Source organism: Paenibacillus baekrokdamisoli (assembly GCF_003945345.1).
In the GTDB taxonomy this organism is placed as follows: Bacteria; Bacillota; Bacilli; order Paenibacillales; family Paenibacillaceae; genus Paenibacillus_Z; species Paenibacillus_Z baekrokdamisoli.
Map to the genome: position 1 here is coordinate 3954212 of NZ_AP019308.1, position 26469 is coordinate 3980680.

Sequence of the window (26469 nt, forward strand, 5' to 3'; positions counted from 1 at the left end):
GGTCTCCTCATTCATCGAATTGATTGAACTGCTCATCCTCGGCAAGATGTTGAAGATCTTCTCCGGTAATGGTAAAGATCGGGTAATCCACAACAAGCGCATGCTTTAACGCAAGTTCTTTTATGTATTTGGGTGATCCATCCTGCTCTTCATCGTACATGAGAAGAAGTCCATCCGAATTCTGCAGCAGGAACCTGTCCTTCTCCTTAAATTGCCAAGGCCCATCATACTTCTTCTTTGTTACGCTGTTCACATAGTCCGCATTCGTAAGAATACCGTTATAGATCTCCTTCTTCTGGTCATTCCACTTCTCTTCCTGTTCCAAAAAAGGCGTAATAACGGCTAAGCGTAAATCCGGATAGCTAGCCTTCAGCTCAATTGCCACTTCCGCAGCCCACAGTTCCACACCCCATTGACCGCTTACAATAACCCAGCTAAGCCCTTCCTCTATCCATGGGATAAGCTGTTTACGTATTGCTTTCTTAATCATGTCAATTCCAGGGTGTTTCATGGAATAAATACCAAGTTCTGTCGCCTTGTATCCCGTTATAAGAATCCGCTTCATAACCTGACACTCCTTGTACGTTCCTAACTATCAGGTTAGCACAAATTATCAGAATCACGAAGCACATTCGACAATTCTTGAAAAACTAAAACAGTGCCGCCATTCATGCCTGAGTAGGCATATCGGCAGCACTGTGTTTTCAGGCAAAAATGACCATGACTAGTCCACGTTGTCCTCAACAAAGGTGACCTGATTATTAGCCAAAGTGGCCACTCGAGCAAGAGACTCCACCCGATAACCAAGCTCCAGCAGCTTCTGTCTGCCGGGCTGGAATGATTTCTCTATTACGATTCCAATACCTGAGACCTGAGCTCCAGCCTGCTGAACAATGCGAGCCATTCCAAGTGCGGCTTCACCATTAGCCAAAAAGTCATCAATGATTAGAATACGATCATCTGGAGCTAGAAATTTCTTGGAAACCGAAACTTCACTCTCTTCTCTCTTCGTAAAGGAGTAGATTTTCTCCGTGTACAAACCCTCCTGAAGCGTCAATGATTTGCGTTTACGAGCGAACAGCAGCGGAACCCCCATCTGCATCGCCGTCATTACGCCTGGCGCTATGCCAGATGACTCAATAGTTAATACCTTCGTCACACCGTTCTCCGCAAATAGCCGGGAGAAGACTTGGCCAATTGCCAGCATCAGCTCTGCATCAATCTGATGATTCAAGAATGTATCTACCTTTAGTACTTGCTCGTTTAATACGATGCCTTCATCTCTAATCTTCTGTTTCAATAATTCCAAGCCCAAACACTCCTCGTAATTGCATGTTCTGTTGTATATCCGGTAATTATGACAACTCTAGTGTAATAGCTTACCCCTTAGGATGATGTTCCTTAGGTTCGTCAATTACCGTTCCATTATCAAGTCTAATCCAAGTCGAGAAGTCTCTCTCTCCCTTATGCAGTCGAATGAGTCGCGATCCACGGCGAAAGCCATCTTTTCCATAGGTATGATAGCCGCTAGCTCGTCCATAACATAATCGAATACCATGTAGAGTGCCCCAATAATCATTAATATGATCATGACCACAGAATGTACCGACGACATCGTCCATATCAAGCATTGCACTGAAGAAGCCCGAGTTAATCGGTGGACAACACACCTTCTCATGATGAGAGCCGTAGCAGGTTTCCTTCTTCCAAACCTCCTTATATTCTGGCAGAGGAATATGAAAGAATGCAAGGGCAGGAACAGGCTCACCCTGATTGGCGGCTGTTATTGACTTCGACTGCTCCACATACCAATCGATTTGGTTGCGCTGAATCCATTGATAGCCTTCAATTTCAGGGATCTCCGAGTAGCTTCCGCTATCAAGAAAATATAACGTTGCAACCGGGTTTTCTCCCTCCGCATCCTGTACTTGTATAACGAAATTGCCTTCACCCGCAATATCCGACGGTCCTGCCTCACTCAAACAATGCTCATGCTCCATCTGAACCTGCATCAGCTCTTCACGCGTTACCAAACTCTCCGTATCATGATTGCCGAATACTGCCGCCCAAGGAATACCGTTACGTTCAATGATCGCTACCACATCGCGAAAGGATTGTCTCGGATCCGTGCAGCCATCGCTGTAAATTACATCCCCTGTGAATACGACAAGATCAGGGCTTTCCGCATCAATGACTTGCTGTATAAGCGCCGCTGTACGCAAGTCTTCACTTTCTCCATTTTGCCAATGCAGATCAGTGAATTGTGCAATAGTAAACGTACCATCCTGACGAAAATGCAAAGATTTGCTCATAGCTGCAACCTCTTTATAATTGGATTTGTATGAAAAATACGTCTCATCTTGCGCTTATACGTAATACGTATTACGCTATAGCGATTCTCCACCCGTTTCTAAGCCGAATACACCGTCAATGGTAGCTAGAGATATGATAACCTCTTCAAACTTAATCGGTTTAATCAGCTTCACCTGTATACGCACGATGAGCAGTGTGTTGCTATCGGCATCTGCAGCCTCATCGTTCTCGACGAGCATTTTGCTAATTTGAAGGCCATTTCGGTTCAGCTCAGAGACCACTTTATTCAAGCTGGACGAGCTCTTCTGAATCTTCATGACCAGCTCACGTTTTCGTTTATTCCTTGAAAATTTGCGTTCGAATTTATTCAGAAGGAATAAGTTAATCACGACGAGCAAGGTTAGAGCAGCAGAACCGTAGTAGAATCCTGCGCCTACCGTCAGCCCAATAGCAGCAACAACCCAGAGCGATGCCGCCGTTGTAAGCCCCGAAACTGTAATGCCTGTACGGAGTATCGTTCCTGCTCCGAGAAAACCGATTCCGCTTACTACTTGAGCCGCCAGTCGTGAAGGGTCCAGCCTCACATTAGGTTCAGCCGCGAATTCCGCAAAGCCGTACATAGATAATAGAACAATACCCGCAGAGCCTAGGGATACGAGGATATGAGTTCGAAACCCAGCGGAATGTCCGCCAAGCTCCCGCTCGAGTCCAACTAACCCGCCAAGAATTAGTGCTAACACCAAACGAATGGTTAATTCCAAATTACTGATATGCCATACTGATGGATCGTAAACTTGTGTCATTTGCGTCCAGCCTTTCTCTATTTTCTATGATTTATGAAAAGAGTCAATGGATTCATGAAAATTTAATCGTATTTCCAGTTTCTATCCAAGGACTAATCAATCCGCTTCTTATTATTAATATTGTGTAAATGCCGTTAACCCTTCAAGTTCGACACCTATCCGTGTTCTCCTTCTTAAGTTATCTTACGGGATGATTGGTATGCTCATTCCTTTTACGATCAAGAATAGATATTTAAAATCAAGCGAGCATAACGGGGAGCCGGTGATCAGCAGCTTAAGGTAAAATAAGAAGAAACGGCTATCGCCTTATATTTAAAAATAAGCTGCAGCGCCCTATCTGGGAGCTGCAGCTTATTCACTTTTATTTAGATGGATGTGAGCTGCTTAGCGTTCTTTACTTTCGACTCCAATTATTGCCCTGTTTGCGCTGCAAACCAATCCCAACCCAGGCCTACATGCTCCGGTTTATGAGAGTCTGATCCATACACGCATTCAATTCCTCTGCGCAGGCATTCCTGCAGGAACCATTCCGGTACGTAAGGCTTGCCACAGGTTGGTACCCGAAGGCCTGCCGTGTTGACATCAATGCCGACATTGCCTTGCTCAAGCATTGGCAGTATGGCTTCCAATCGGCGTTTGATCTGTTCTTCCTCTATAGGCGGCAGTTGAAGGGAAAATTTCTCAATTAAGTTAATATGTCCGATTCGTTTGCGCATCGGCAGCTTAGAGGCAACCGCGATAGCCGACTCCACATGATTGTAATATTCATCTACTACCTTTTCCATAGATCCGTAATAAGACAAAAGGTTGGTTTTGAAATCATCCGGGGTGAAATCTATACAGCGTGTTCCGCCAACACCAGGCAGATAATGGACGGAGTAGACAACATCCTCCAGATCCTTCTGCCATTGCTCGACGATCCGCTCTGTAAACGATAGCTGACCGGGTAAGAAATCCAGCTCCAATCCGACAGTAATATCGATCTGCCCCTTGTACTTCTCTTTCATTTGCTTGGCATATTCGATATACAAAGGCAGTTCATTCTCCGGCATAGCGAGTTCCTTCATCAATCGCTCATCGACGACATAACCTTCTGGCAAAGGCGGGTGCTCACTGATTGTATATCGCTCAAAGCCTAGCTCAATAGCGCGGTTAATATACAGCTCCTGATCCGCATTGCTCCCATGATAGCAAAATTTCGTATGTGTATGTCCATCCCATTTCATCTCTTAGTCTACCTCCTAGTATGATCTATGAAAATGCTTTCTAGATTATAACATCCTAGCATCATCACTGTAAGGAGGATTTACATATAAACATTATCTTGACCGTTCTAGCGACTCGTTGTAAATTAATTAGAGCGCTTTTTCTAAGCCCATATTCGAGCAATCGAATGTGGGCATTTTATACTGTTCTTTTCTTGCGTCATCTTATCGATTCAAGGTTATATTTGCGATTCAGACGACTATTAATTAGGGCAGAGATCAATTTGTTCATTGGATTAGGAAGAAGGAGCCAAACATGATTAGCAGATTTAAACGTTTTTTGATTGGACGTCCAATGAAGAGTGCGGAGCTAGAAGGAGAAAAACTAAGTAAGCTCAAGGCCTTAGCCGTATTGTCATCCGATGCGCTATCCTCTGTCGCATATGGCACCGAGCAAATTTTGCTTGTATTAATGGCTGCCGGTTTTGCGGCCGTTTGGTATTCCATCCCCATCTCCATTGCTGTCCTTGGCCTCTTACTCATTCTGATTCTCTCTTACCGGCAGACCATCTTTGCCTATCCTAAAGGCGGAGGCGCCTACATTGTAGCCAAACATAATCTTGGCCTATCAACAGGACTTTTAGCCGGCGGTTCATTGCTGGTCGATTATATCTTAACGGTTGCGGTAAGCTCATCAGCGGGAACAGATGCGATTACATCTGCTTTTCCATCGTTACATGATCATAGGGTACTCATAGCTTTAATCATGATTCTGTTCCTCACCGTTATGAACCTAAGAGGAATTGGTGAGTCTGCTTCGATTCTAGCCATCCCTGTCTATCTTTTTGTTATCGCAATCTTTATTCTAATCATCTCGGGTGTTATCAAAATCTTAACAGTAGGTGTTCACGCTCATGTGCCGGAGATCGGTACAGCGGTTTCGAATATTAGTCTGTTTCTCCTGCTCAAGGCATTCAGCTCTGGCTGTTCTGCACTCACAGGAGTTGAAGCCGTATCTAATGCCATCCCTAACTTCAAGAAGCCCTCTGAACGGAATGCTGCCCGAACGTTGATTATGATGGGTACCATCCTCGGTGCCATGTTCATCGGCATCAGCTTGCTGGCCTACTGGTACGGAATCAAGCCTGATCCCAAAGAAACGGTCGTATCCCAGATTGCCGATGCCACCTTCGGCCGTGGTATTCTCTACTATATCATTCAAGGTATAACAGCTCTCATCTTGTTCTTGGCCGCTAATACCGCTTATTCCGCCTTCCCGCTGCTAGCCTATATGCTGGCGAAGGATAAATTCATGCCTCATGCATTCATGGTACGTGGAGACCGTCTAGGCTTCTCCAATGGCATTATTTTTCTAGGCGTCTTCTCTGCTTTGCTGGTTGTGCTATTCCACGGCGATACGGAGAATTTGATCCCACTCTATGCGGTCGGGGTGTTCATTCCGTTCACCTTGTCTCAGCTTGGCATGATGATCCGCTGGCTCAAACTAAAGCCTTCTGGCTGGGTGATGGGCTTCATTGTTAATTCGATCGGCATGCTGACGACACTCATCATTACGCTGATCTTTATTTTCACCAAGTTTAATCAGATCTGGATGGTGTTCATTTTCCTTCCAATCGTAATCCTTGGCTTCTACAAAATTAAACAGCATTATGAGAATACAGCGAATGAGCTCAGAGTAAATATTAAACTGGATAAACCAGTTGCGAAGGGCAGTACAATTGTCGTGCCGGTGGCGGGTGTTACCCGCGTGGTTATGCAGTCGCTAAGCTATGCGATGTCGCTAACCGATAACGTGGTCGCTGTTTATGTCGGCTTTGATGACGAGGGAATTGCGCACATGGAGAAGAAGTGGGAAGAGTGGAATCCTGGCGTACGCTTGATCATTCTTCGTTCGAGCTATCGAAGCATTATTCGGCCATTAGTTCGCTTCATTGAAACGGTGGAATGGAAGAATGCCGAGACGGATCACATTACCGTCCTCATCCCTCAGTTCATCACCAAGCATTGGTGGCAAAATATTCTGCACAATCAATCAAGCCTACTGCTTCGAGCCTACTTATTCAACCAAAAGGATGTTGTTATTGCTACCGTGCCTTATCATCTGCATCGATAAGATAAAGAGCCGATTAACAGCTGGAATCTTAGCAAGTCCTAACTAATAGAACGAAGCAAACCCGGTTTCCCAAGTTGGGGAAGCCGGGTTTGCTATTGTTCACTTCGTTCTGATTCACCCCCTGTCTTCAAGCACCCCAAAATTAAATCGTTAATTTATCCATAAATTCAACGACTGTTAGCCTTTCGAATGCGGACTGGTCCTTACAGCTCTCTATAATCTCTTGCATTTGTTTCTTGGGAAAGCGCGTCGCAAGGTTCGCCTCGAACTTCTTCTGGAGCAGTGGAATTCCTTCTGCTCGTCTTCTTCGATGGCCAATTGGATATTCAGTAATCGTTTTGTGCGTCGAGGTTCCATCTTTGAAGTGAATCTGTATCGCATTTGCAATGGAACGTTTGTCTGAATCGAGATAATCATGTGTATAGCTGTGGTCTTCTACGACGACCATTTTGCGGCGAAGCTCGTCAATGCGGGGATCTGCGGCTGCTGCATCCTCATAATGATCGGCGTTCAAAGTGCCAAAGAGGAGGCCAATGGCCGTCATATACTGCAGACAATGATCGCGGTCGGCGGGATTGTGCAGGGGACCACTTTTATCAATAATCCGCATGGCTGATTCGTGGGTCGTGATGGTGATGCTATCAATATCAGCCAGTCGATGAACAACTTCAGGATGAAGGCGAATGGCACTTTCCACTGCAGTCTGGGCGTGGAATTCGGCTGGAAACGCGATTTTGAATAGAATATGCTCCATCACATAGCTGCCATAGGCACGTTGAAATCGGAAGGCAGCCCCTTTGAAAAGCACATCATAAAAACCCCAGCCCTTAGCGGTCATTGCGGAAGGGCAGCCCATCTCCCCCTTCATCACCATAAAGGAAAGTCGCACAGCACGGCTCGTTGCATCGCCAGCCGCCCATGACTTGCGTGATCCCGTATTCGGTGCATGACGGTAGGTTCGCAGCGCTTGGCCATCGAGCCATGCATGAGATAAGGCATTCACAATGTCCGCTTTATTACCGCCAAGCAGATCGGTTACAACCGCTGTTGATGCTACTTTAACTAAGAGCACATGATCAAGTCCCACTTGATTGAAGCTGTTCTCAAGCGCGATAATGCCCTGTATCTCATGAGCTTTGATCATCGCTGTCAATACATCGCGCATAAGTAGAGGCGCTTTTCCCATGGCTATATTCCTTCGGCTTACGTAATCGGCGACCGCCAGAATACCTCCTAAATTATCAGAAGGATGGCCCCATTCCGCTGCAAGCCAGGTATCGTTATAATCCAGCCAGCGAATCATACAGCCGATATTAAAGGCAGCTGTAACCGGGTCGAGTCGGAAGCTCGTTCCCGGAACAGGCACACCCTCCTTCATCTCTGCTCCAGGAACAAGGGGACCAAGAAGCTTGGTGCACTCCGGGTAGCGTAAGGCCAGCAATCCGACGCCAAGTGTATCCATGAAACAATAACGTGCAGTCTCGTAGGCTTCAGCACTATCGATCACATAGTCACAGACATAGTCGGCTATATCAACTAGCACCTGGTCGGGCTCAGGTCTCTCATTACTCGTCAAATCACCCAAATCAAGTCACCTCGATTCGTTATTAATAGACGTTACCTACGTTTATCTATCGTTGGCCACGTAAGACTATCCGGACCTATATAGGTAGCGATTGGTCGAATAAGCCGATTGTTGCTTCGCTGTTCAATAATATGGGCGGTCCAACCTGCGGTTCTGGCAAGTACAAATAGGGGTGTGAAGAGCGATGTAGGAATGTCCATAAAATGATAGGCCGTCGCACTATAGAAATCCAGATTAGGGAACAGCGACTTCTCTCTTCTCATGACCTGCTCCACACGTTCCGATATGGAGTAAAGCTGGCTATCTGCTGCCCATAGAGACAGCTTTTGCGAACCATTCTTAATAATATCTGAACGAGGATCAGAGACCGTGTATACCCGATGGCCGAAGCCCATAATAAGCTTCTTGTCCGCTAACATCCGCATGATACCTACTTCCGCATCATCAGGTGTCTCGAATGCGGAGATGAGCGCCATCACCGCCTCATTCGCCCCTCCATGCAGGTTACCTCGCAGCGTGCCGATACCCGTTATAATACAGGAATAGTAATTGGACATCGTAGAAGCAGTCACCCTTGCCGCGAAAGTAGAAGCATTGAACTCATGCTCGGCATAGAGAATAAGGGAAACGTCAAACACTTTGACCGCTAGCTCATCCGCGGGACTTCCATGCAGAAGGTGGAGAAAATGTCCAGCAATGCTGTCGTCATTGGTCTGCGTTTGAATTCTGGCTCCACTTTGGTGAAAATGATACCAATACAGCAGCATAGGCCCCATGAGCGCAATCAGCCTGTCAGCAATATCAGCCGCCGTGCGAGTTGACGTCTCCGGCTCCAGTGTTCCTAAAGCAGAACAGCCTGTCTGCAGCACCTCCATCGGATGTGAAGCAGCAGGCAGCAGCTCGAGCAGCTTGGCTAGTGGATCGGGCAGCTGCCTGGATACAGCTAATTTGAGCTTATAATTCGCGAGCTGTTCCTCATCAGGAAGCTTGCCATAGATAAGGAGATAGGCCGTTTCTTCAAAGGTCCCATAGGAAGCCAAATCATGAATGGAATAACCGCGGTAGGTCAAACCCATCCCCTGCTTCCCTACTGTGCTAATCATCGTTTGTCCCGCTTCAATGCCAGCCAACCCTCCAGGCTTCTTCACCACCATTGCTTGACCCTCCTAAAGGTGGTCCTCTTAGGCTCTGCAACCTCTTCACGCAAGACCCAAGGAACAACCTTGCATTCTCACTCCAGACATCAGCTGCATGACTTCTTGTAACATTTAGCTGGATGGTGATGCTTCATCCCCATTCATGAATAGCTGATCCAGTTTTCTTTCGTACTCATAATAGTTCAGGAAACGGTACAGCTCCTCCCTCGTTTGCATAAGGTTCAGAACAGCGGCTTGCGTGCCCTCCCCCCTGATCGCTCTATACACCTGAAGAGCAGCCGCATTCATTGCACGGAATGCCGACAATGGGTAGAGCGCAAGGCGAACACCCGCCTCCAGCAATTCGCTCGTGGTGAATAGCGGCGTGTTCCCGAATTCCGTCATATTCGCAAGTACAGGCACATCGACCGCGGATGTAAAGGTACGGTATTGATCGAGCGTCGTCGCAGCTTCTAGAAAAATCATATCCGCACCCGCTTCAACATAAGCACCTGCACGTTCAATGGTTGCCTCCATGCCCTCGGACGCAAGCGCATCCGTTCGAGCCATAATTACGAAGGCAGCATCACTTCTTGCATCAACGCTGCTTCTGATCCGATCGACCATCTCCCTGGTGCTGACAATAGCTTTGTTCGGTCGATGGCCGCATCGTTTGGCCGCAACTTGATCCTCTATATGCATGCCAGCTGCTCCAGCGCGAGTGAGCTCCCGGACCGTTCGGGCGATGTTAAAAGCCGAGCCGAACCCTGTATCCGCATCCACTAACAACGGCAATTGGACAGCGCCGCAGATCCGATTAACCTCCTCAATGACATCATTTTGAGTCGTAATGCCAAGATCAGGAAGACCGAATGAAGCGTTCGCCACCCCTGCACCAGACAAATACAAAGCGCGGAAGCCTACCGTTTGGGCCATCAACGCCGCGTAAGCATGAATGACGCCAGCAAGCTGGAGCGGTTGTTCTTGGACTAATGCATCGCGAAGCAGCTCCCCCGGTGATATGCGATTCGTCATGGTTATCACCTCCACCTCCCGTAATTAAGTTACGGTCTCAACAGCTCATTGGAGATCACGATTCGATGAATCTCATTCGTTCCCTCATAGATCTGGGTCACTTTCGCATCGCGAAAATACCGCTCGACTGGACGCTCGTCGTTCAATCCCTCAAAGCCGAATAACTGCAGAACCTTCGTCGTTACAGACATGGCAGTATCACTGGCAATTAGCTTAGCCATCGATGCTTCCTTTCTGCACGGAAGACCATTCTGATATAGATACGCCGCCCGATATACGAGCAAATGAGCGGCTTCCACTTGCGCTGCCATCTCTAATAGAAGCGAGCTGGGTTGAAATCTACGCGAACGCGTACCGGAACTTCGCTCCTTCTCCCACCTTTCTGCTTCCGCTAGTGCCGCCTTCGCAATGCCGAGCGCTTGTGCCCCAATGCCAATTCTCCCTCCGGTCAGTGCAGATTTGGCAATGGAGAAGCCCTGACCCTCCTGACCGAGCCGATGTGCTGCCGGTACACGCATCTCTTCGAATATCAGCTCACAGGTATTGGAGCCATGCAGCCCCATCTTCTTCTCCTTCTTCCCAATTCGCAGTCCCGGCGTATCCTTTTTTACAATAAAGGCCGTGATGCCATCAATCGAGCCCTCCGATTTCACCAAGGCAAATACCATATAGAGGTCTGCCTCTCCTGCATTCGTGATAAACATTTTTGACCCGTTTAGGATATAGTCAGCATCACTGCGCACAGCAAAAGTTCGAATATTGGCAGCATCAGACCCCGCATGAGCTTCCGTTAGCGCGAATGCACCCAGCCACTCGCCAGTCGCTAGCTTAGGAAGGAATAGGCTTTTCTGCTCTTTCGTCCCTTGATGAACAATGGGCAGCGTCGCCACGGACGTATGCACGGATAGAATCACGCCGACAGCAGCACTTACCTTGGAAATCTCCTCGACCGCGATCATATAAGAGGTTATATCCGCACCAAGGCCTCCCCACTCCTTGGGAATCGACAGACCCATGAGCCCTTGCCTGCCCATTTCCTTCACAAGCGCCCTTGGAAAAGCATCCTTTTCTTCCATAGCAGTGACTGCATCCGCCACCCAATTCTCAGCAAAATCCCGTACCTTCCGCCTCAGCTTCTCCTGCTCCTCCGTAAACAATAAATGCAGACCAGATCACCTCACAGCCGTCTCGTACCTATAAAAGCCGCGGCCAGATTTACGACCCAGCCATCCGGCATGCACATAGCTGCGCAGCAGTGGACAAGGCCTATATTTGGAGTCACCGAAGCCGACATGCAGCGTTTCCATAATAGCTAGGCAGGTATCGAGGCCAATCAAATCAGCCAGCTCCAAGGGCCCCATTGGATGGTTCATCCCAAGCTTCATCACCTGATCAACTGCTTCCGGTGAGGCAACACCTTCATACACGGTATAGATAGCCTCGTTAATCATCGGCATGAGGATGCGATTAGATACAAAGCCTGGATAATCATTTACCTCAACAGGCAGCTTTCCCATTCGCTCCGTAAGTCTCTTCGTTGCTTCAAACACCTCAGCCGATGTCTGCAGCCCTCTGATCAATTCAACAAGCTTCAACACTGGCACCGGATTCATAAAATGCATGCCAATCACTCGTTCAGGATGCTGAGTTGCCGCTGCTAATTCGGTCACGGATATCGATGAGGTGTTCGTTGCTAGCACCGTTTCTTCGGAGTAGACCGCATCTAACTCACGGAAAAGCGCAGCCTTTATCGTCAGCTTCTCCGTTACAGCTTCAATAACACAATCCACACCGCCCGCTATCCGAAGACTATTCACCCCATGAATACGAGATAATATCTCTGCTCGCTGTTCCTCTGTTATTCTTCCTTTCGCAACATTTCTCGCCAAATGGCTGCTGATCGATGCTAAGGCCCTTTGAACCCGCTCCTCTGTCAGATCATATAAAAGCACCTCACATTCCGCCTGCGCAGAAACCTGAGCAATCCCGCTTCCCATCTGCCCGGCTCCCACAACAAGGATGCTGCCGATCTCCATGCCCTCACCTCCCAGCCCGCCTCTTGCTATCCTTCACGAAAAACCTCACCTTCCTTCGTTCAGATAGGGGCACTTCCGCTTCATTCATCTACCCGTATAAGCACTGCATCGCCTTGTCCTCCGCCACTACAAATGGCAGCAATGCCAAGACCGCCGCCGCGCCTTCTAAGCGCATGAATCAACGTCAGAACAATTCTGGCTCCGCTCGCTCCAATCGGATGGCCTAGTGCAATTGCGCCGCCATGTACATTTACCTTTTCTGCATCCCATAAGGTTATCGAGCCACTTACCAGTACAACAGCCGCGAAGGCTTCATTAATCTCCAATAAATCAATAGCAGGAAGAGCTATTCCATTTGTTCGGAGCAGCTTCTGAACGACAAGTGCTGGTGTAATTGGAAACTTGCGGGGTTCAACATTTACTGATGCATGCGATAAAATGGTAGCTTGCGGCACATAATTACTCTGATTGGCTCTCTCCCTCGACATGACGACCAACGCCGCTGCGCCATCATTAAGCCCAGGTGAGTTACCGGCTGTTATCGTTCCGCCACTCTTAAATACCGGCCGCAGGCTTGCCAGCTTACTCGCATTCGTATCGGCTCGTGGCGCTTCATCTGTGTCAATGACAAAGAGACTACCTTTACCGCCTGTCACCGTAACCGGAGTGATTTCATCCCGAAAAACACCCTGCTGAGTCGCTTGAATAGCGCGCGTCTGACTTCGTAATGCCCATTCATCCTGCGCTAGCCTGGAGACGGAGTACTCGGCAGCCATTTCATTCGCATAATCACCCATATGCATCTGGTCAAAGGCACAATGCAGACCATCCCGAAGCAGCAAATCAGTAACCTTGCTATCTCCCATTCGCAAACCCCAGCGGGTATCGCCACTTAATGCATAGGGAACATGGCTCATACTCTCCATGCCGCCAGCAATAATAAGGCCAGCATCACCAGCACGAATGACCTGAACGGCCATTGTAAGGCTGCGCATTCCCGAAGCACATACCTTATTTACTGTCACCGCGGGTACCTGCCAGCCCAATCCTCCCAGATGAGCCGCCTGCCTAGCCGGATTCTGACCTGCTCCCGCTTGGAGCGCCATACCCATCGTGACCTCGTCAACCTCAGCAGGATTAACCTTTGCCTTCATCAGCGCTCCGCTGATAGCAATTCCGCCTAGCTCGGCGGCTGTCTTCTCCTGCAATGCCCCTCCGAATTTGCCAAATGCCGTACGGGCGCCTCCAACAATGACAACCTCCGTCATGCCGCGCCTCCTTTATCATCTTCTCGCTTTATCCAGTCCTTTAATGAGCTGAATCGTCTTCGCATCTCGCAGGAATCGCTCAACGGGAAAATCCTTCGTGTAGCCATATGCCCCGAATATCTGCACGGCGCTTATTGCTGAATTAACGGCAGCATCAGACGCATAGCTTAATGCCATCATGGAACGATTACTATCCTCAAGTCCCTGATCCTCGCGCCATGCGCTCTGATAAGCCAGCAGTATAGAAGCATCGGCTGCCGTGTCCATATCTGCTAATGAGAAGGCAATCGACTGATGTTTACCGATCGGTTTGCCAAACTGTGTACGTACTTTGGCATAAGCAAGTGCCAGGTCCGCTGCCCCGCGAGCAATTCCTGCTGCTATGGCAGCCAAACCGTAACGGACACTCGACGATGTTTGGCGGGCGATCTCTTCGCCTTGTCCCTCGTCGCCAATCCGCTGTTCCTTGCCTATTAGGCAGTGTTCGAATTTCAGATGAGCCATTCCCGTTGAACGTAGTCCCAGCTTCCTCCGAACAGGTAGGATATGAAGGCCCGGGGTTCCCTTCTCTACCAGAAAAGCGCTGTACCGCTTAGGCTTACGACTGTTATCACTAAACATTTCGGCATAAATAACATTTACATCTGCATTGTCAGCACCCACTACATACTTCTCAAGTCCTTCAAGCACGTAGCGATTACCTTCAACTTTTGCAATAACACCCTTATGAAGCGTAGACCGTCGTTCTCCCATTAACTGAGGAAGAACTCCCGCCCCTAACAGCTGACCTTCAATCATTTTCCTGATATACAGCTGTTTCAGTTCTTCATGACCAAATCGATAGATCGGCCACATCGACAAATAAACATGCGCCCACAGTACCACCCCTATCGAAGCACTCACTCGGGCTATCTCTTCCAGTGTCATGATGAAGCTTAAGAACCCGCCACCTGATCCCCCGTCCGATTCCGGCCATGGCAGCCCAGTGAATCCGAGCTCTGCCATCCTGTCAAACAAAGGCCGGTTAAATTTCTCCTCTTCATCCAAAGAGCCAGCATTCCTTGCAACCTCCCGCTCTACAAAACGAACGGCCATCTCCCGTATCATCTCCTGCTCTTCCGTGAACCCGAACCTCACTCGTTCACCTCCTCTGGAACAGAGAGCACTACCGCTTCTATACCATCCTATGGATGGTAAAACGGATTCATGTTGATTTGTACCCTTTTAAAAAAAAGCAGCCCCGTCCAAGTGATGGACGAAGCTGCTTCGAATTCATTCTAGTACCGATAAATTTGTGATACTTTCCCATTTGTAAAAGCAACGTAATTATAGCTGCTGTATTCCCAGACATCAACACTGATTCCGCTTGAGGATGCTGATGTTGTCGAGTCTGGTTTTCCCCAAGAGAGCAGTACCTGCTCTTTGGTCATGCCCACTGCAATCTTTTCTGCTTTAATTGTTTGCCAAACAGAGGAGGACCAGTTGTATTTCTTATATGGATCATAACTCAGGAAAAAATAACTATCCGGTAGCACATCCTCCATATACGATTTCCCTACCGAAGAGCTTCGAATTATCTTATTGGATGCAGTTTTGAACACGATAACAAATTCACCTTTGTAATCCGGCTCGATATCTACCACAGTTACTTTCATGAACCGATCCCAGCCTTGGAAATGATTGACCCAATAGGTCTTGCCGATAAAAGCAGTAAGATTGCCTACCGCTGCTCTTTTCTCCATAACCGCTGTTTTATCGGATCGAATAGTCATCTTTGCTTGACCAAAGAAAAGATTCAGTGTTTGCCATTTGGAATCCCATTGCAGCTTAGCGCCTAAGGTATCTACTAGGAAGGCTGCTGGAAATAGCGTCTCCCCATTTTCTAAGCGAGGAGCTGCCTTCATTTTTAACACTTTCCCGTTTACGATTGCATTAGCGTCACCGTTCTTCAAAACAATGGAGGTTTGACCCACCTGGATGGCGAATGATTTTGTCGCAGGCGTAAAGTTTACCGTTCCTCCTATTGCCTGGAACACGGATTTAATAGGAATAAACAACGTACCGTTCACTTGCTTGGCATTGCTTAAAGGGGCCTTCAAGCTTGAAGACACCGTAACTGTCTTCGAAACGCCTCCCGAAATTACCGTCACATTACTCTCGCCGACCCCAAGCGCCAGAAGTGTTCCATCGCTTTGCTTTTTTAATAGATGCGGCTTCTGTATGACTAGGTTAGCTTGGTTGAAAGGAACTTGCAGTTTGAAATCTTCCGAGTAATTCTCAGTAATAGCTACTACATTCACCTTATCTCCAACATTGGGACGAAGCGTTGATAGTGTGAGTGCTACACTTTGCAGGGAAGGAGCGTTGGAAGGTTTGGTCTTTTCATCCGAATACCCCATCCATGTGCCATCTATACGCTTGGTGTAGAAAAAATTATCGTCACTACCTGCTGCAAACTGAGACACCTGATTCATGCCATCAACAGGGAACAGTGTATAATCTTGCTCTTCACCACTGGTTGCCCAGACCGTTCCATCTTTACGTAAAACCAGAAGGTTACCAGAAGGAATGTAGACGATATCAATGGCATCTTCTGCGACCGTTTCTGGAATTGGCTTATTTATATCAAAATTCATATGCAATGTATCATAAATGATAACTTTACCACTGGAATCAAGAAGTGCATGCTGCGAATAGCTTCCTTCCATTTTGACAATGGCTGAAGGGTCTGCAACTTGGGCTATTATTCTTGTATCACTGTTGTACTTATACATCAAGTCCCCGTTCTGGGATAATGCAGTTATTCTGTATGTACCGTTTCCGATACGCTTAATGTGGTCCAAGGATTCGATCTGACCGCTCCTCCCCCATACCGTACCATCTGCCTTTAACCATAAGCTGTCTGTTATTTGGACGACATTTGAAGCACCTGGGATTAGCCCAGGCTCTTCTTTATACGACCAGCTTACAACCTTACCGTCACGGGTTAGCCCAAGCCCTTCATAATCGCTTCCTTCAATTGCAATAAGATTAAGAAATTTGTGCTGATCGCCTTTTGCGTTCCTGATCCATAACGACCCGTCATCCATTAATATGGAGTTATTTCCAATTCGATCCACGATTTTCGGAGCTGCAGCCGCAGCTGATGCTGGCGCGGAAAGTGCTCCGGTTATTGCAAATACGATACATAATGCTGCTAGTGAACTAATAATACGTTTCATTCTGTCAGTTACCCCCATAGATTTTCTCTTTAGATTCCAACCATTTTCTGTTGATTTTTAAAGCTTCTCCAGCTGCTTCCTAACGGACTGCAGGTTTGGATGCTTCTGCAAAATTTGCTCGTACTTCTCTTTCGCCTCTGCATGCTTGCCCGATAGACGGGTAAGATCAGCTAGTGCCACATCGGCTTTCCAGCCGAGAATCGTATGATCAGCCGTTACCGTTCCCCTATAGGACTGAAAGGCTTCTTTAGACTCCTGCAAATGCCGCTCTGCACTTTGGAGCAGCGCAACAGCCTGACGCATCTGAGCTTGGGCTAGATGATACAGCGCATCCGGGAAGGTCGGCTGAACCTCCAAGGCCTTACGGCATACGGCTTCCGCCTGCACGTAATTCTTTGCATTCATATGAATGCCACAGAGAAACATAAGAATGTCAGGCAATCGTCCAAAATTCGGCTTGTTCTGTGCCTTGACCGCTGCTTCTTCGAAGATCTGTTTCGCCTTGTCCACATCCCCGGTTGCCAGAGTCTCTCGGCCATAATACAGCAGCCATCCCGGATTATCTGGATCTTCCTCAACCATCATGCGAAGCAGCCTGAGATTACGATTCACCTTATTCCGTGCTTGTAGAATGTGAGGCTCGTAACCATCATGATGCAGACGAATTCGAATCGATTGACGCTGCATCCGTCCTTCATACATATCTGCTCCCGACATAACAATCTGCTCATGAACACGTCCGTAATACTGCAAATTGCGGTTCATTGGAAACATACGCGGAACACCGTAATCCATCGATTGTTTGCCTTTCATATAGTTAACCTGACAAACATTAAAGACGACCTGCTCTACTCGGTTATGAAAAAGCCCCGCTGCTTCTCTCACACCCGCCACGTCTTCCTCGAATAACCATTCGTCAGCATCCACCCACAAGACCCAATCACTGTTAATATAAGACAAGCCTTGATTGCGTTTACCTGCAAAATCGTCATTCAGTTCAATATGATGAACAATCTTCACCTTTGGCAAATGCTCTACCAACTCAATCGTTCCATCCGTCGAGCCAGAATCGATAATAACAATCTCATCGACTGCCCCCATTAAGCTATGTACGCAGCGTTCGATGCACCGTGCTTCATTAAGCGTCATAATAGCAGCGGCAATTGTAACAGGCTGTACCGCCAGCAGTTCATCGACTTCCGTTCGAGCTGGCCCCATAGGAGCGGCAGCTAATGCCCCCTGTACCGCTTGAACCCAAAGCGCTTGTGGATCTAGCAGCCAGGCTCTATCAAAAGCGCTGCGAGCTGCCTCCCCGCATCCTTGCTTCACCAAAGCCTCTCCCAAATGGACCCAGTTTTGCGCGATAAGGGGATTGCTTTGTAGAAGCTTGATCGCCAGCTTCTCCGCTTGTTTGAATTGCCTTGCCAATAAAGTTTGATGAAGCTGTGAATCTATAGAAGAACTTTTACTTTGTAGACTAGTGACTTGAGATTCGGCATATTCCATAGAGTTATTCAATACTCTCACCTGACTCTAACTATTTTTCTTACCCATCCAGAAAAGAATAGGCCAACCCGAGAGCTGGCCTAAAGGATACTGTAAGTTAAGGAATTAAGTTTGAAAATGGAATAATAACGTATACACTTATATCCTTCGTCACACTTCCATGCGAAATTGTAATCGTAACTTGCCCGACTCCTCCACGTGGTGTACTCTCTTCGTACTCTAGATATGCTTGGAGCTTAATCTTTGAATTAACACCTTGTGAAACCGATTTTATTAATGAGTTCTCACCTATGCTAACCGAATAAGGTTCTGAAATGTCCGTTAAATAAGGCGACAGATCCAAATCGGCTTCTAAGACCCCTTTATCAAAGGAAAGAATTTCATCTGCATCGACGACAATTACTTCCCGTTCTCCATTTCCATCGCCTCCCGGTAACCCGTCGGATGCTGTATAGTTAAGGGTCGTGCTACCTATCTGTTTGCCTGTGATTGTCAACCCACCTGTACCCGTTACAACAGAAGCTATACTCTGTTCAGGTTCTCCAAAATAACCGTTATAGTCTTTAATCGCATCATTGTCCGGATCAATAAAAGGAATGGTAATCGTTTGACCTTTCTTGATTACTATCGGTGCATATGTTTCCCAATTATCAAGAAGTTCCCCTTTAAGCATTGGTGCGTTATTTTGTCGTAATTTAATGTTATATTTCGCACTTTCACTTCCAGCTTCATTGCTTGCTTCAATTGTAATGGTCTTCGTGCCTATGAATCTCTCTGATTCAATAGATAAATCAGATGAAGTGAACGGTGTCCCTAACTCATAACCGCTAATGGAAAAAGCAGGATCCAGATCTGATATTTTGTATGTAGCTCCTGCAGGGAAGATCTTATTCAAATCAAGGTCAGCTCGATAGTTACCTTCACCCGTCCACATAAACTGCGTTCCAATATCTATAGGGGCGAAGCCTACTCCCACATTAAATTCATCCGAAATCGTCGCACCATGCCCATCATCGGAATAGACTACCACTTTCGCGCTCCCCGTCGCTTTACCTTGCACGATCAAGCTAGAAGAAACTAGTGAAGTTGTTATATAACTACTGCCCTCTGTAACTTCAGCACGATAAGTGGCTCCCGTTTCAAAATAGTCGTTGAGTGATACCTCAATCAAATTTGGTACATCCGATTCACCTGAGACTGAGACTCTCTGATCAGCGATACCGCTACCGTAGCTTACTAATACATCTAGTGGCAATGTGGTCCAAGTTGCTCCGTGATCATCACTAGCTTCAAGATTCACGGTTGTGAGGCCGGAACTCCCTAGTGCATGTAAGGTTAACAAGGTGCCCTGTATAGATTCAGTTATTGCATCGCTCCCTGTAAACGGGGTACGGAACTGCAAATAATCCCCATCCTCATCAGTAAACACATCATTGAAATCAATGGTAGCCGTCTGACCCTCCTTAAGCTGTAAAGCACCATCATTATTAATACCAATCCTGTGACTCGCGATAACTTCAGGAGCATGATTAGGAACCGTTATGTTGCTTGCAACAGCGGATTGCAGCAAATTGCGATAGTCTTTCGTCCTCGTAAAGAGATCCGGATGGGACCTAAAATATTTGACAACATCGTTGATGCCTGCTCCATTCCCACTGGTATTCAGCTCTGTATTCTCCCCGACGGTAACGCGAAAGCGCTCATGTACGACCTGCGTTCCATTGGCATATTTTACGCCTAAGTCTACCGTGGTTGTGCCTTTTTTCTTGAGTCTAATATAGAGCATATTATTATCGGTCTCTATATCTGCCACACTGCTATTTTGCACAAAAGCCGGGCCATAGACCAAGCTGCTGCTATTTTGAAAAACTTGACTCAAATCGATCTTGACGGTATTGCCTGCTTTTAATAAAGAAGAGTATGGTGCTCCTGCAAGTAAACTACTTATACTGTGCTGAACGACAGGTGTCCCTGTCTCTACTGGGACTGTTGCGCCTGCAACGGCTGGAATTGTCATAGCCAGCGGCAAAATAACGGAAGCGGCCCCAATTATTTTGGCGACCTTTTTGAGTGCGCCTTTACGTTGTTTATTCGGTTTCCTTTTCATAAATCAAGTGCCCCCTATTGGTAATGGCCTAACGTACGATGAGGATCTTGCAAACCTATGTAAACGAAAATATTATGTAATCTTATCCAGTAAATCCTATAATTCTACTATACCATGAGGCTTTCAATCTGGCATGCACATTTTAGATAAGTTTGTCGTAATATGTAGATTTTCCTAGTACAGCAAAAAACCTTTACCTTAGCTCTATGAAAGCACCAGATAAAGGGTTTTTGCACTCATTCTATTGCTATATAAGTTGAACTTAAGAAACGAACAATGAGCCGCTGCATAGATGGAATGTTCTTCCGGTCTCAAAGGTGAACGCTGACGCTTCTCCAGAATCATCCATCTACTCCGCTCACTTGTTATATCTCTAGTTCAACTTATATAGAACTAACTATTCTCCGAAGCCATGACGTTCTTGCGCAGTCCTTTGGTTCGGTACAACAGTGCAGCTAGAACGAGTGAGCTGCCATTGATGATGAACACCCAGCGGATCGGCATCCAGCCGCCAAGTATGCCCCCTATGATAGGCCCTGCCATTGTAGCCATCTGAGAGGCAGATTGATTCAGGCCGAATGCCCTGCCGCGAAAGTCCGCATCTGTCGCTTGTACGATCATGGCATTGATGGATGGATAAACCGCCGCGAAGAATAAACCATATCCGAATCGCAGAATACCAAAGCCAATGTAATTCGTCACGAAAAACTGAAGGAGATTGCCAATTCCTCCGCCGAGAAGTCCAATGAACAACACTTTGCCATACCCAATGCGCCTCCCCCATCTACCCCACTGGGGCGCCATAATAACTGTCGCAATGCCCACAGCCGAGAAAATGATGCCAGAGCTCAAGGAAGCGCTGCTCCTCGACACGCCCATCTTCAGCACATAAACAGTAATGAGCGGCTCTAGAATCATAACGGAAAATGTAGTGATGAAGATCAGCCACAGCAAGGTAAAGAAGGGCCGATTGGCGATAGCCTGTTTTAAGTCATCCTTAACATGTGAGCGCGCAGCCGAGCGGTTGAAATTCTGCTCCTTTGCGAAGAAGGTTGCTATCAAAGCCGCGATTAACACCACGGCGCTGGAGAAGAGAAAAGCATTCCGGTTCCCATAATAGTGGCTTACGACACCGCCGATAAGCGGACCGATGATGCTCCCTGTCGCACCCGACGTTGACATGATTCCAAGCGCATAGCCTGTCTTATCCTCAGGTGTGTTGGTCGCCACAAGTGCAATCGCCGCCGGAACGAAGCCCGCAAGAAGACCTTGGAATATACGAACCACCAAGAATACATAGGGATCATGAACAAAATAATTGATTAAATACAGTGCCGCTAGACTAAATCCAGAGCGAATCAGCATCGGTTTTCGTCCATATTTGTCAGCAAGCGATCCCCAATAAGGAGAGATTAGAGCACTCGCCAGAAAAGTTATACCAAAGGCAAATCCCGACCAGGTCTCCAAGTTATGCTCGACACCAAGCTCCGTGTTCAAGAAAATCGGCAGAAATGGGATCGAGATCGAATACGCCGTACTGCAAAAGAAAACACCAATCCAGAGCACAATCAAATTCCGTTCCCATGAGAATTTCATTCGCATCACGTCCTTTCACCCGGGAAACATACTTTAATTCTACTCCTATTTCTCAGAAATCTCTAATCGGCTTGTAATTTTACGTATAAAAAAAACCCTCAAGTCTAACTCTAACAGCGCTAGTTTGCACGGTTAGCTTAGATTTTTTCTTCTTGTTGATCAGTGCTTGCCAACACGAAACAAAAGCGAAGCGGACGGAATCGTTCTGAAGAAGCGATAGCGTTCGCCTTTGTCTCCTTATTTCTACCCCTAAGGGATAAATCAAGAAATAGGGAGACAACAGCGATCGTAAGAATGATCCGTCCGCGCAGCGGGCTTCTACGCACATGATGCGCATTTATCAAGCACTTATTTTAGTGTTGAGTCGTAAAAGAAGCTTCATTTAATTACCCATTTACATAACTGAATTCATATGCTATCTTTATTTCTATAGATTTAGAAATAACGAACTATGCGAGGATGAGCTATCGATGGTCGAGGAAAACGAGGAAGTCAAACAAGCTGTGAAAGTATACAAAGCACTTGGTGAACCGACCCGTATTAAAATCGCCCTCTTACTAAAAGAAGAGCGGAATCTGTGCTGCTCTGATATTGGGGGAAAGCTGGAATGTGTGGCTGGTTCAACGCTGTCTCATCACCTGAAGCAATTGACCGATTGCGGGCTGCTTGATCTTCGCAAAGACGGAACATACATCTTCTACAGTGTTAACCGTAACATGGCTCAAAAATACGCTCCTTATTTGTTGGAATAATTTTTTTTCGTAAATATTTCTATAGATTTAGAAATATAAAAGTACAAAGATAGAGATAAAGAGATAAATAAGGAGTGGAAAACCATGTCAAATGCTTGGAAAATCTATATGCTAGCCATTGTAAGTTTTCTTGTAGGAACGTCGGAGTTTATTATAGCAGGTATTCTGGATAAGGTAGCTGCTGATATCGGGGTCTCCGTCTCCGCAGCAGGTCAGCTTATTACCGTATTCTCGCTAGCTTATGCCTTTGGTACTCCGTTCCTCATGGCTGCAACAGCTCGCATGGAACGAAGAAAGCTGCTGCTTTACTCACTCGCCGTATTCGTCATTGGTAACGGGCTCGCGGTCCTTCTTCCCGGATTTGGATTTCTTGTCGCTTCACGGGTCATTCTCGCTATGGGTACCGGAGTATTCGTCGTTACAGCATTAACTGTAGCTTCTAAGCTGGCACCTCCTGAGAAACAAGGAAGTGCCATTGCGACACTCGTTATGGGCTTCAGCACCGCTCTCATTGTTGGTGTTCCACTAGGAAGACTAGTCGCTTCCGTCTATAATTGGAAGCTGATCTTTGGCGGTATTGGCGTGCTTGGAATAGCTGCGATGTTCATTATTTCCATTGCGATTCCACAAACTGACGGTGAAGAACCTGTACCGCTTCGACAGCAATTAGCGCTGCTGAAGCAGCCTCGAATCGTAGTGGCCCTACTAGTAACCTTTTTCTGGATCGCTGGGTATTCCATCACTTATACGTATATTTCACCATTTCTCCTTACGGTTACAAAGATGAGTGAACAAGGCGTCAGCGCGGGATTATTCGCATTCGGGATCGCCAGTTTGATCGGTTCTAAGCTCGGAGGCTTCAGCACGGATAGATGGGGCGTATCCCGGACATTGGTCGGCGGCATGCTGCTGCACGCTATAGCTCTCATTCTGATTTCGCTATCAGCCCATTCACCGGCTATCGTATTCCCGCTGCTTATGCTGTGGTCATTCTCGGCTTGGTCGTCAGGTCCAACGCAGCAGTATCATTTAATCTCGCTTGCTCCAGAGGCTTCCAGTATTATGCTCAGTCTGAACAGTTCCGTTCTTCAGCTGGCCATGGCGGCTGGTGCGGGAATTGGCGGTGTCATTGTCGAGCAAGCATCATTGACATCCATTAGCTGGATAGGCGCGGCCGGCGTAACAATTGCTGCCGGAACAGCTGCTGCATCCTTTGGCTTATTTCGTTCACGGTCCATCTCAAAGGCCAAAAAAAGAGAACTTCAGAAGGCAGGAGCCTGATCCAAAGAAATAGATGTCGACTCTTCCAAAAAAATAAAAGAAGTGTGCCGAAAATCACTTCTTTTATTACGTTTTTTTCATATTATAAATGTACCGTTCACGTAAGTATGACATGGCGTTAATATCACGTTAAAGAATCGCACGTATAATGCTTTAAAAGGAGGTGCAATGACGTATGTATTATGAAGAGGATCGCGTACCATTCGAAGAATCGGATGAGGAAAGCAAAGGAAAAAAACCATCCACAGACAAAGAAGAAACGGAGGCCGTTGTCTAATCGACCGGGCTTCTTTTTTATATAGCAGCAGAATTAATCATCCATGAAGCTCTAACCCCTTACACGGCTAAAAAGAAAAAGGGACTATCAATAAAGCAGTATCAGCTGCTGATTGATAGTCCCTTTTGTCATTCCTTTCAATCGTTACTTACCTAGAGCACTGACGACAAGCTCCGCATAAGCCTTAGCTCCAGCCTTCTTCAGATGGACACCGTCTTTCTCAAAAAACTCCTTATGACCTTCACTAGCGGAATACCAGTCGATCAAACAAATTGCAGGTATTTTCTCCACTGTACCTTCAAGCATCTCGTTTACAGTATCCTGCCATTTTGCCGGAACACGGGTATTAGCGATAAGAATTCGGTGATTGTCACCAATAGCGGCCAGCAGCTTATTCAGCTGTTTGGTTGAGAAAGAACCATTGGTCCCTAGCTCAATAAAGACGGTTTTCCCTAGTTTCCCATTCTTCTTCAGGTCCTCGATAACAGCTGTAGCTTGGATCAATTGTCTTCCTATCTTGCCATCAACAACAATGCCTGGAACTAACTTTTCCAAATTTTCAGCGATATCCAGCATAACCGAGTCACCAATAGCCGTAACTCCGTCCTTGGCAAATGCATCACCTTTATCATTCTTAACGGGAGGCTTAGCTGCAGCACTGCTTCCTTCGCTGCTACCTTTACTGCTTCCCTTGCCTTCCCCCAAACCTGTTGTCGGTTTTTCCACTCCAGGCTTGATCGGCTTAGTATTTGTCGGTTTATCCGTACTTGTATTCGTTGAATCTGGTTTGGTTGTCTCGGGCTGCTTCGTTTGATTATCTACACCTGTCTCTGGAGTGTGGGCTGAGCCCTCTCCAACAACTGTCTGCTTCCCACTATTAGTCGAAGGAATCACTGGTTTCTCAGCTGTTCCTGTCTCATCTGGCCTATCAGCTGTTCCTGTCCCACCTAACTTCTGCCCGTTATCGGCTGAAGCATTCACTGCATTATCCCGCAGCACACTGCCTTGATTCGTACAAGAAACACAGGATATAACTAGCACACAGATACTGAGCAGCATCGCAGCTTTACCAAGCTTTGGCTTGTGATTCCTCGCTTGCAGCAGCTGACTCCGCAGCCTGCCAAGTGCTCCGTGCCGAATCGGCTCCTCCACAAATCTCCAGGATAGCTCTGCCACAATGATCGTCAAAATCACTTGAATCAATGCTCTCCAAGGATGGAATTCACCAGCCTCGGCCGTTGGTGTCGTCAATACAATAATAGGATAATGGTATAAGTAAATGCCGTAGGAACGAACGCCGAACCATCGAATCGGTTTACTCCCAATAATACGACCCAGAATACTTGCAGGATGGGCCATAGCTGCAACTACTGCTGCTGTAGCCAAAGCGGCCAATACCATGCCGCCGCGGTAAAGAAAGGAATCATATTCGCCAGTTTTGCCAATCATAATCAAGACAACAATTAGACCGGATGTAGCGATTCCATCTAAGGTAAGTCGTCCTCTTACAGACAGGGCTGAAGATAGCTTCCAGCTAGGCCAGACGACAGCAAGTGCAGCCCCTATGAGAAGAGCAAAGGCTCTCGTATCCGTTCCATAATAAACCCTGCTAGGATCAACACCAGGCTCATACAGTAGCGCCATAACGCCTGCGGATGCAGCAGCGGCAGTTATGATCGCTAACGCCAGCTTACCTCGCTGCGGTATGAAACGAAGAGCAATAGCTAGTACTAGCGGCCAAATCAGATAAAACTGCTCCTCAACGGCAAGCGACCATAAATGTCCGAATGGAGAAGCTGGTCCGAAGCTTTCGAAGTAAGAAACTTTATGAAAGATAAGCCACCAATTGCTTATATAGAGCAGGGCGGAGCCGATATCCCCCTTTAAAGAAAAAAGTCGAGCTGCATCACTCATTAGCAGCCACAAGGAAACGAAAGCAATCATGATGAACATAGCTGGAAGCAGCCTGCGTGCCCGACGTACCCAAAAGGTTCTCAGATCCAATCGTCTGTTGCGACCCTGCTGCTTGAGCAGGATATCCGTAATGAGGTAACCGGAGAGGACGAAGAATATACCAACGCCGAGCAGTCCTCCTGGTAATCCTTTGATATTGAGATGGTAAGCAATGACCGCGAAGACGGCGATTGCTCGCAATCCATCCAATCCAGGCATGTAACGACCGCTGTTGTCTAAAGGCTTAGGCATAATTGCAAT

General features: G+C 47.0%; 20 protein-coding genes. 3 read left to right on the plus strand and 17 right to left on the minus strand.

What is annotated here, in order from left to right; genetic code table 11:
- Window positions 1-7 precede the first annotated feature (7 nt).
- The 5 genes from EKN16_RS17595 to hisJ all read right to left on the minus strand — a co-directional run bounded on the left by EKN16_RS17595 (window position 8) and on the right by hisJ (window position 4342).
- Window positions 8-565, minus strand: a complete 558-nt coding sequence (locus EKN16_RS17595; RefSeq protein ID WP_125659962.1) for an SLOG family protein — start codon at window positions 563-565, stop codon at window positions 8-10.
- Between the two features lie 159 nt (window positions 566-724).
- Window positions 725-1309, minus strand: coding sequence for a xanthine phosphoribosyltransferase (locus tag EKN16_RS17600; RefSeq protein WP_125659965.1), 585 nt, complete (start codon window positions 1307-1309; stop codon window positions 725-727).
- Between the two features lie 70 nt (window positions 1310-1379).
- Entirely contained in the window at window positions 1380-2312 is a 933-nt protein-coding gene (locus tag EKN16_RS17605) for a metallophosphoesterase family protein (RefSeq protein WP_125659968.1), read from the minus strand.
- 75 nt (window positions 2313-2387) lie between these two features.
- Window positions 2388-3116 carry an MgtC/SapB family protein gene (locus EKN16_RS17610; protein ID WP_125659971.1) on the minus strand — a complete coding sequence of 243 codons (729 nt, stop codon included), beginning with the start codon at window positions 3114-3116 and terminating at the stop codon, window positions 2388-2390.
- Between the two features lie 410 nt (window positions 3117-3526).
- Window positions 3527-4342 (minus strand): histidinol-phosphatase HisJ, encoded by an 816-nt coding sequence (gene hisJ, locus EKN16_RS17615; RefSeq protein ID WP_125659974.1) that lies wholly within the window; start codon window positions 4340-4342, stop codon window positions 3527-3529.
- Between the two features lie 295 nt (window positions 4343-4637).
- Here hisJ and EKN16_RS17620 point away from each other — a divergent pair, with 295 nt between their 5' ends.
- Complete coding sequence (locus EKN16_RS17620; RefSeq protein ID WP_125659977.1) at window positions 4638-6455, plus strand: APC family permease; 1818 nt, start codon at window positions 4638-4640, stop codon at window positions 6453-6455.
- 142 nt (window positions 6456-6597) lie between these two features.
- Here the strand turns inward: EKN16_RS17620 and EKN16_RS17625 are convergent, their stop codons facing one another.
- The 11 genes from EKN16_RS17625 to EKN16_RS17675 all read right to left on the minus strand — a co-directional run bounded on the left by EKN16_RS17625 (window position 6598) and on the right by EKN16_RS17675 (window position 21945).
- Window positions 6598-8040, minus strand: coding sequence for a bifunctional 2-methylcitrate dehydratase/aconitate hydratase (locus tag EKN16_RS17625; RefSeq protein WP_125659980.1), 1443 nt, complete (start codon window positions 8038-8040; stop codon window positions 6598-6600).
- 32 nt (window positions 8041-8072) lie between these two features.
- The gene (gene prpC, locus EKN16_RS17630; protein ID WP_125659983.1) at window positions 8073-9194 is read right to left on the minus strand and encodes a bifunctional 2-methylcitrate synthase/citrate synthase; all 1122 of its coding nucleotides are present in this window, start codon (window positions 9192-9194) and stop codon (window positions 8073-8075) included.
- Window positions 9195-9308: 114 nt separating this feature from the next.
- Complete coding sequence (gene prpB, locus EKN16_RS17635; protein WP_125659986.1) at window positions 9309-10211, minus strand: methylisocitrate lyase; 903 nt, start codon at window positions 10209-10211, stop codon at window positions 9309-9311.
- A gap of 29 nt (window positions 10212-10240) precedes the next feature.
- Entirely contained in the window at window positions 10241-11377 is a 1137-nt protein-coding gene (locus EKN16_RS17640; protein ID WP_125659989.1) for an acyl-CoA dehydrogenase family protein, read from the minus strand.
- A 6-nt stretch (window positions 11378-11383) separates the two neighbouring features.
- The gene (locus EKN16_RS17645) at window positions 11384-12247 is read right to left on the minus strand and encodes a 3-hydroxybutyryl-CoA dehydrogenase (protein ID WP_125659992.1); all 864 of its coding nucleotides are present in this window, start codon (window positions 12245-12247) and stop codon (window positions 11384-11386) included.
- 80 nt (window positions 12248-12327) lie between these two features.
- A complete protein-coding gene (locus tag EKN16_RS17650; RefSeq protein WP_125659995.1) occupies window positions 12328-13515 on the minus strand; it encodes an acetyl-CoA C-acetyltransferase in 1188 nt (395 codons plus the stop codon).
- Window positions 13516-13530: 15 nt separating this feature from the next.
- Window positions 13531-14652, minus strand: coding sequence for an acyl-CoA dehydrogenase family protein (locus tag EKN16_RS17655; protein ID WP_125659997.1), 1122 nt, complete (start codon window positions 14650-14652; stop codon window positions 13531-13533).
- A 140-nt stretch (window positions 14653-14792) separates the two neighbouring features.
- Window positions 14793-16736: a stalk domain-containing protein gene (locus EKN16_RS17660; protein ID WP_164522852.1), complete on the minus strand. Its 1944-nt coding sequence runs from the start codon at window positions 16734-16736 to the stop codon at window positions 14793-14795.
- Window positions 16737-16793: 57 nt separating this feature from the next.
- A complete protein-coding gene (locus EKN16_RS17665; RefSeq protein WP_125660003.1) occupies window positions 16794-18254 on the minus strand; it encodes a glycosyltransferase family 2 protein in 1461 nt (486 codons plus the stop codon).
- Between the two features lie 85 nt (window positions 18255-18339).
- Entirely contained in the window at window positions 18340-20349 is a 2010-nt protein-coding gene (locus EKN16_RS17670; RefSeq protein ID WP_125660006.1) for a hypothetical protein, read from the minus strand.
- Window positions 20350-20742: 393 nt separating this feature from the next.
- Window positions 20743-21945: an MFS transporter gene (locus EKN16_RS17675; RefSeq protein WP_125660009.1), complete on the minus strand. Its 1203-nt coding sequence runs from the start codon at window positions 21943-21945 to the stop codon at window positions 20743-20745.
- Between the two features lie 470 nt (window positions 21946-22415).
- On the opposite strand from EKN16_RS17675, the gene EKN16_RS17680 reads away from it, so the two are divergent.
- Window positions 22416-22697, plus strand: a complete 282-nt coding sequence (locus EKN16_RS17680; protein ID WP_125660013.1) for an ArsR/SmtB family transcription factor — start codon at window positions 22416-22418, stop codon at window positions 22695-22697.
- Between the two features lie 84 nt (window positions 22698-22781).
- Window positions 22782-23978, plus strand: coding sequence for an MFS transporter (locus tag EKN16_RS17685; RefSeq protein WP_125660016.1), 1197 nt, complete (start codon window positions 22782-22784; stop codon window positions 23976-23978).
- Window positions 23979-24399: 421 nt separating this feature from the next.
- Here EKN16_RS17685 and EKN16_RS17690 read toward each other — a convergent pair whose 3' ends face one another.
- On the minus strand, window positions 24400-26460 hold the full coding sequence (locus tag EKN16_RS17690; RefSeq protein WP_125660019.1) for an acyltransferase family protein: 2061 nt from the start codon (window positions 26458-26460) through the stop codon (window positions 24400-24402).
- Window positions 26461-26469 lie beyond the last annotated feature (9 nt).

Excerpts from the sequence above, each read along its gene's own strand:
- EKN16_RS17595 (WP_125659962.1), bottom strand. The coding sequence starts at position 565 with ATGAAGCGGATTCTTATAACGGGATACAAGGCGACAGAACTTGGTATT.
- EKN16_RS17605 (WP_125659968.1), bottom strand. The coding sequence starts at position 2,312 with ATGAGCAAATCTTTGCATTTTCGTCAGGATGGTACGTTTACTATTGCA.
- EKN16_RS17610 (WP_125659971.1), bottom strand. The coding sequence starts at position 3,116 with ATGACACAAGTTTACGATCCATCAGTATGGCATATCAGTAATTTGGAA.
- hisJ (WP_125659974.1), bottom strand. The coding sequence starts at position 4,342 with ATGAAATGGGATGGACATACACATACGAAATTTTGCTATCATGGGAGC.
- EKN16_RS17620 (WP_125659977.1), top strand. The coding sequence starts at position 4,638 with ATGATTAGCAGATTTAAACGTTTTTTGATTGGACGTCCAATGAAGAGT.
- prpC (WP_125659983.1), bottom strand. The coding sequence starts at position 9,194 with ATGGTGGTGAAGAAGCCTGGAGGGTTGGCTGGCATTGAAGCGGGACAA.
- prpB (WP_125659986.1), bottom strand. The coding sequence starts at position 10,211 with ATGACGAATCGCATATCACCGGGGGAGCTGCTTCGCGATGCATTAGTC.
- EKN16_RS17645 (WP_125659992.1), bottom strand. The coding sequence starts at position 12,247 with ATGGAGATCGGCAGCATCCTTGTTGTGGGAGCCGGGCAGATGGGAAGC.
- EKN16_RS17650 (WP_125659995.1), bottom strand. The coding sequence starts at position 13,515 with ATGACGGAGGTTGTCATTGTTGGAGGCGCCCGTACGGCATTTGGCAAA.
- EKN16_RS17660 (WP_164522852.1), bottom strand. The coding sequence starts at position 16,736 with ATGAAACGTATTATTAGTTCACTAGCAGCATTATGTATCGTATTTGCA.
- EKN16_RS17670 (WP_125660006.1), bottom strand. The coding sequence starts at position 20,349 with ATGAAAAGGAAACCGAATAAACAACGTAAAGGCGCACTCAAAAAGGTC.
- EKN16_RS17675 (WP_125660009.1), bottom strand. The coding sequence starts at position 21,945 with ATGAAATTCTCATGGGAACGGAATTTGATTGTGCTCTGGATTGGTGTT.
- EKN16_RS17680 (WP_125660013.1), top strand. The coding sequence starts at position 22,416 with ATGGTCGAGGAAAACGAGGAAGTCAAACAAGCTGTGAAAGTATACAAA.
- EKN16_RS17685 (WP_125660016.1), top strand. The coding sequence starts at position 22,782 with ATGTCAAATGCTTGGAAAATCTATATGCTAGCCATTGTAAGTTTTCTT.
- EKN16_RS17690 (WP_125660019.1), bottom strand. The coding sequence starts at position 26,460 with ATGCCTAAGCCTTTAGACAACAGCGGTCGTTACATGCCTGGATTGGAT.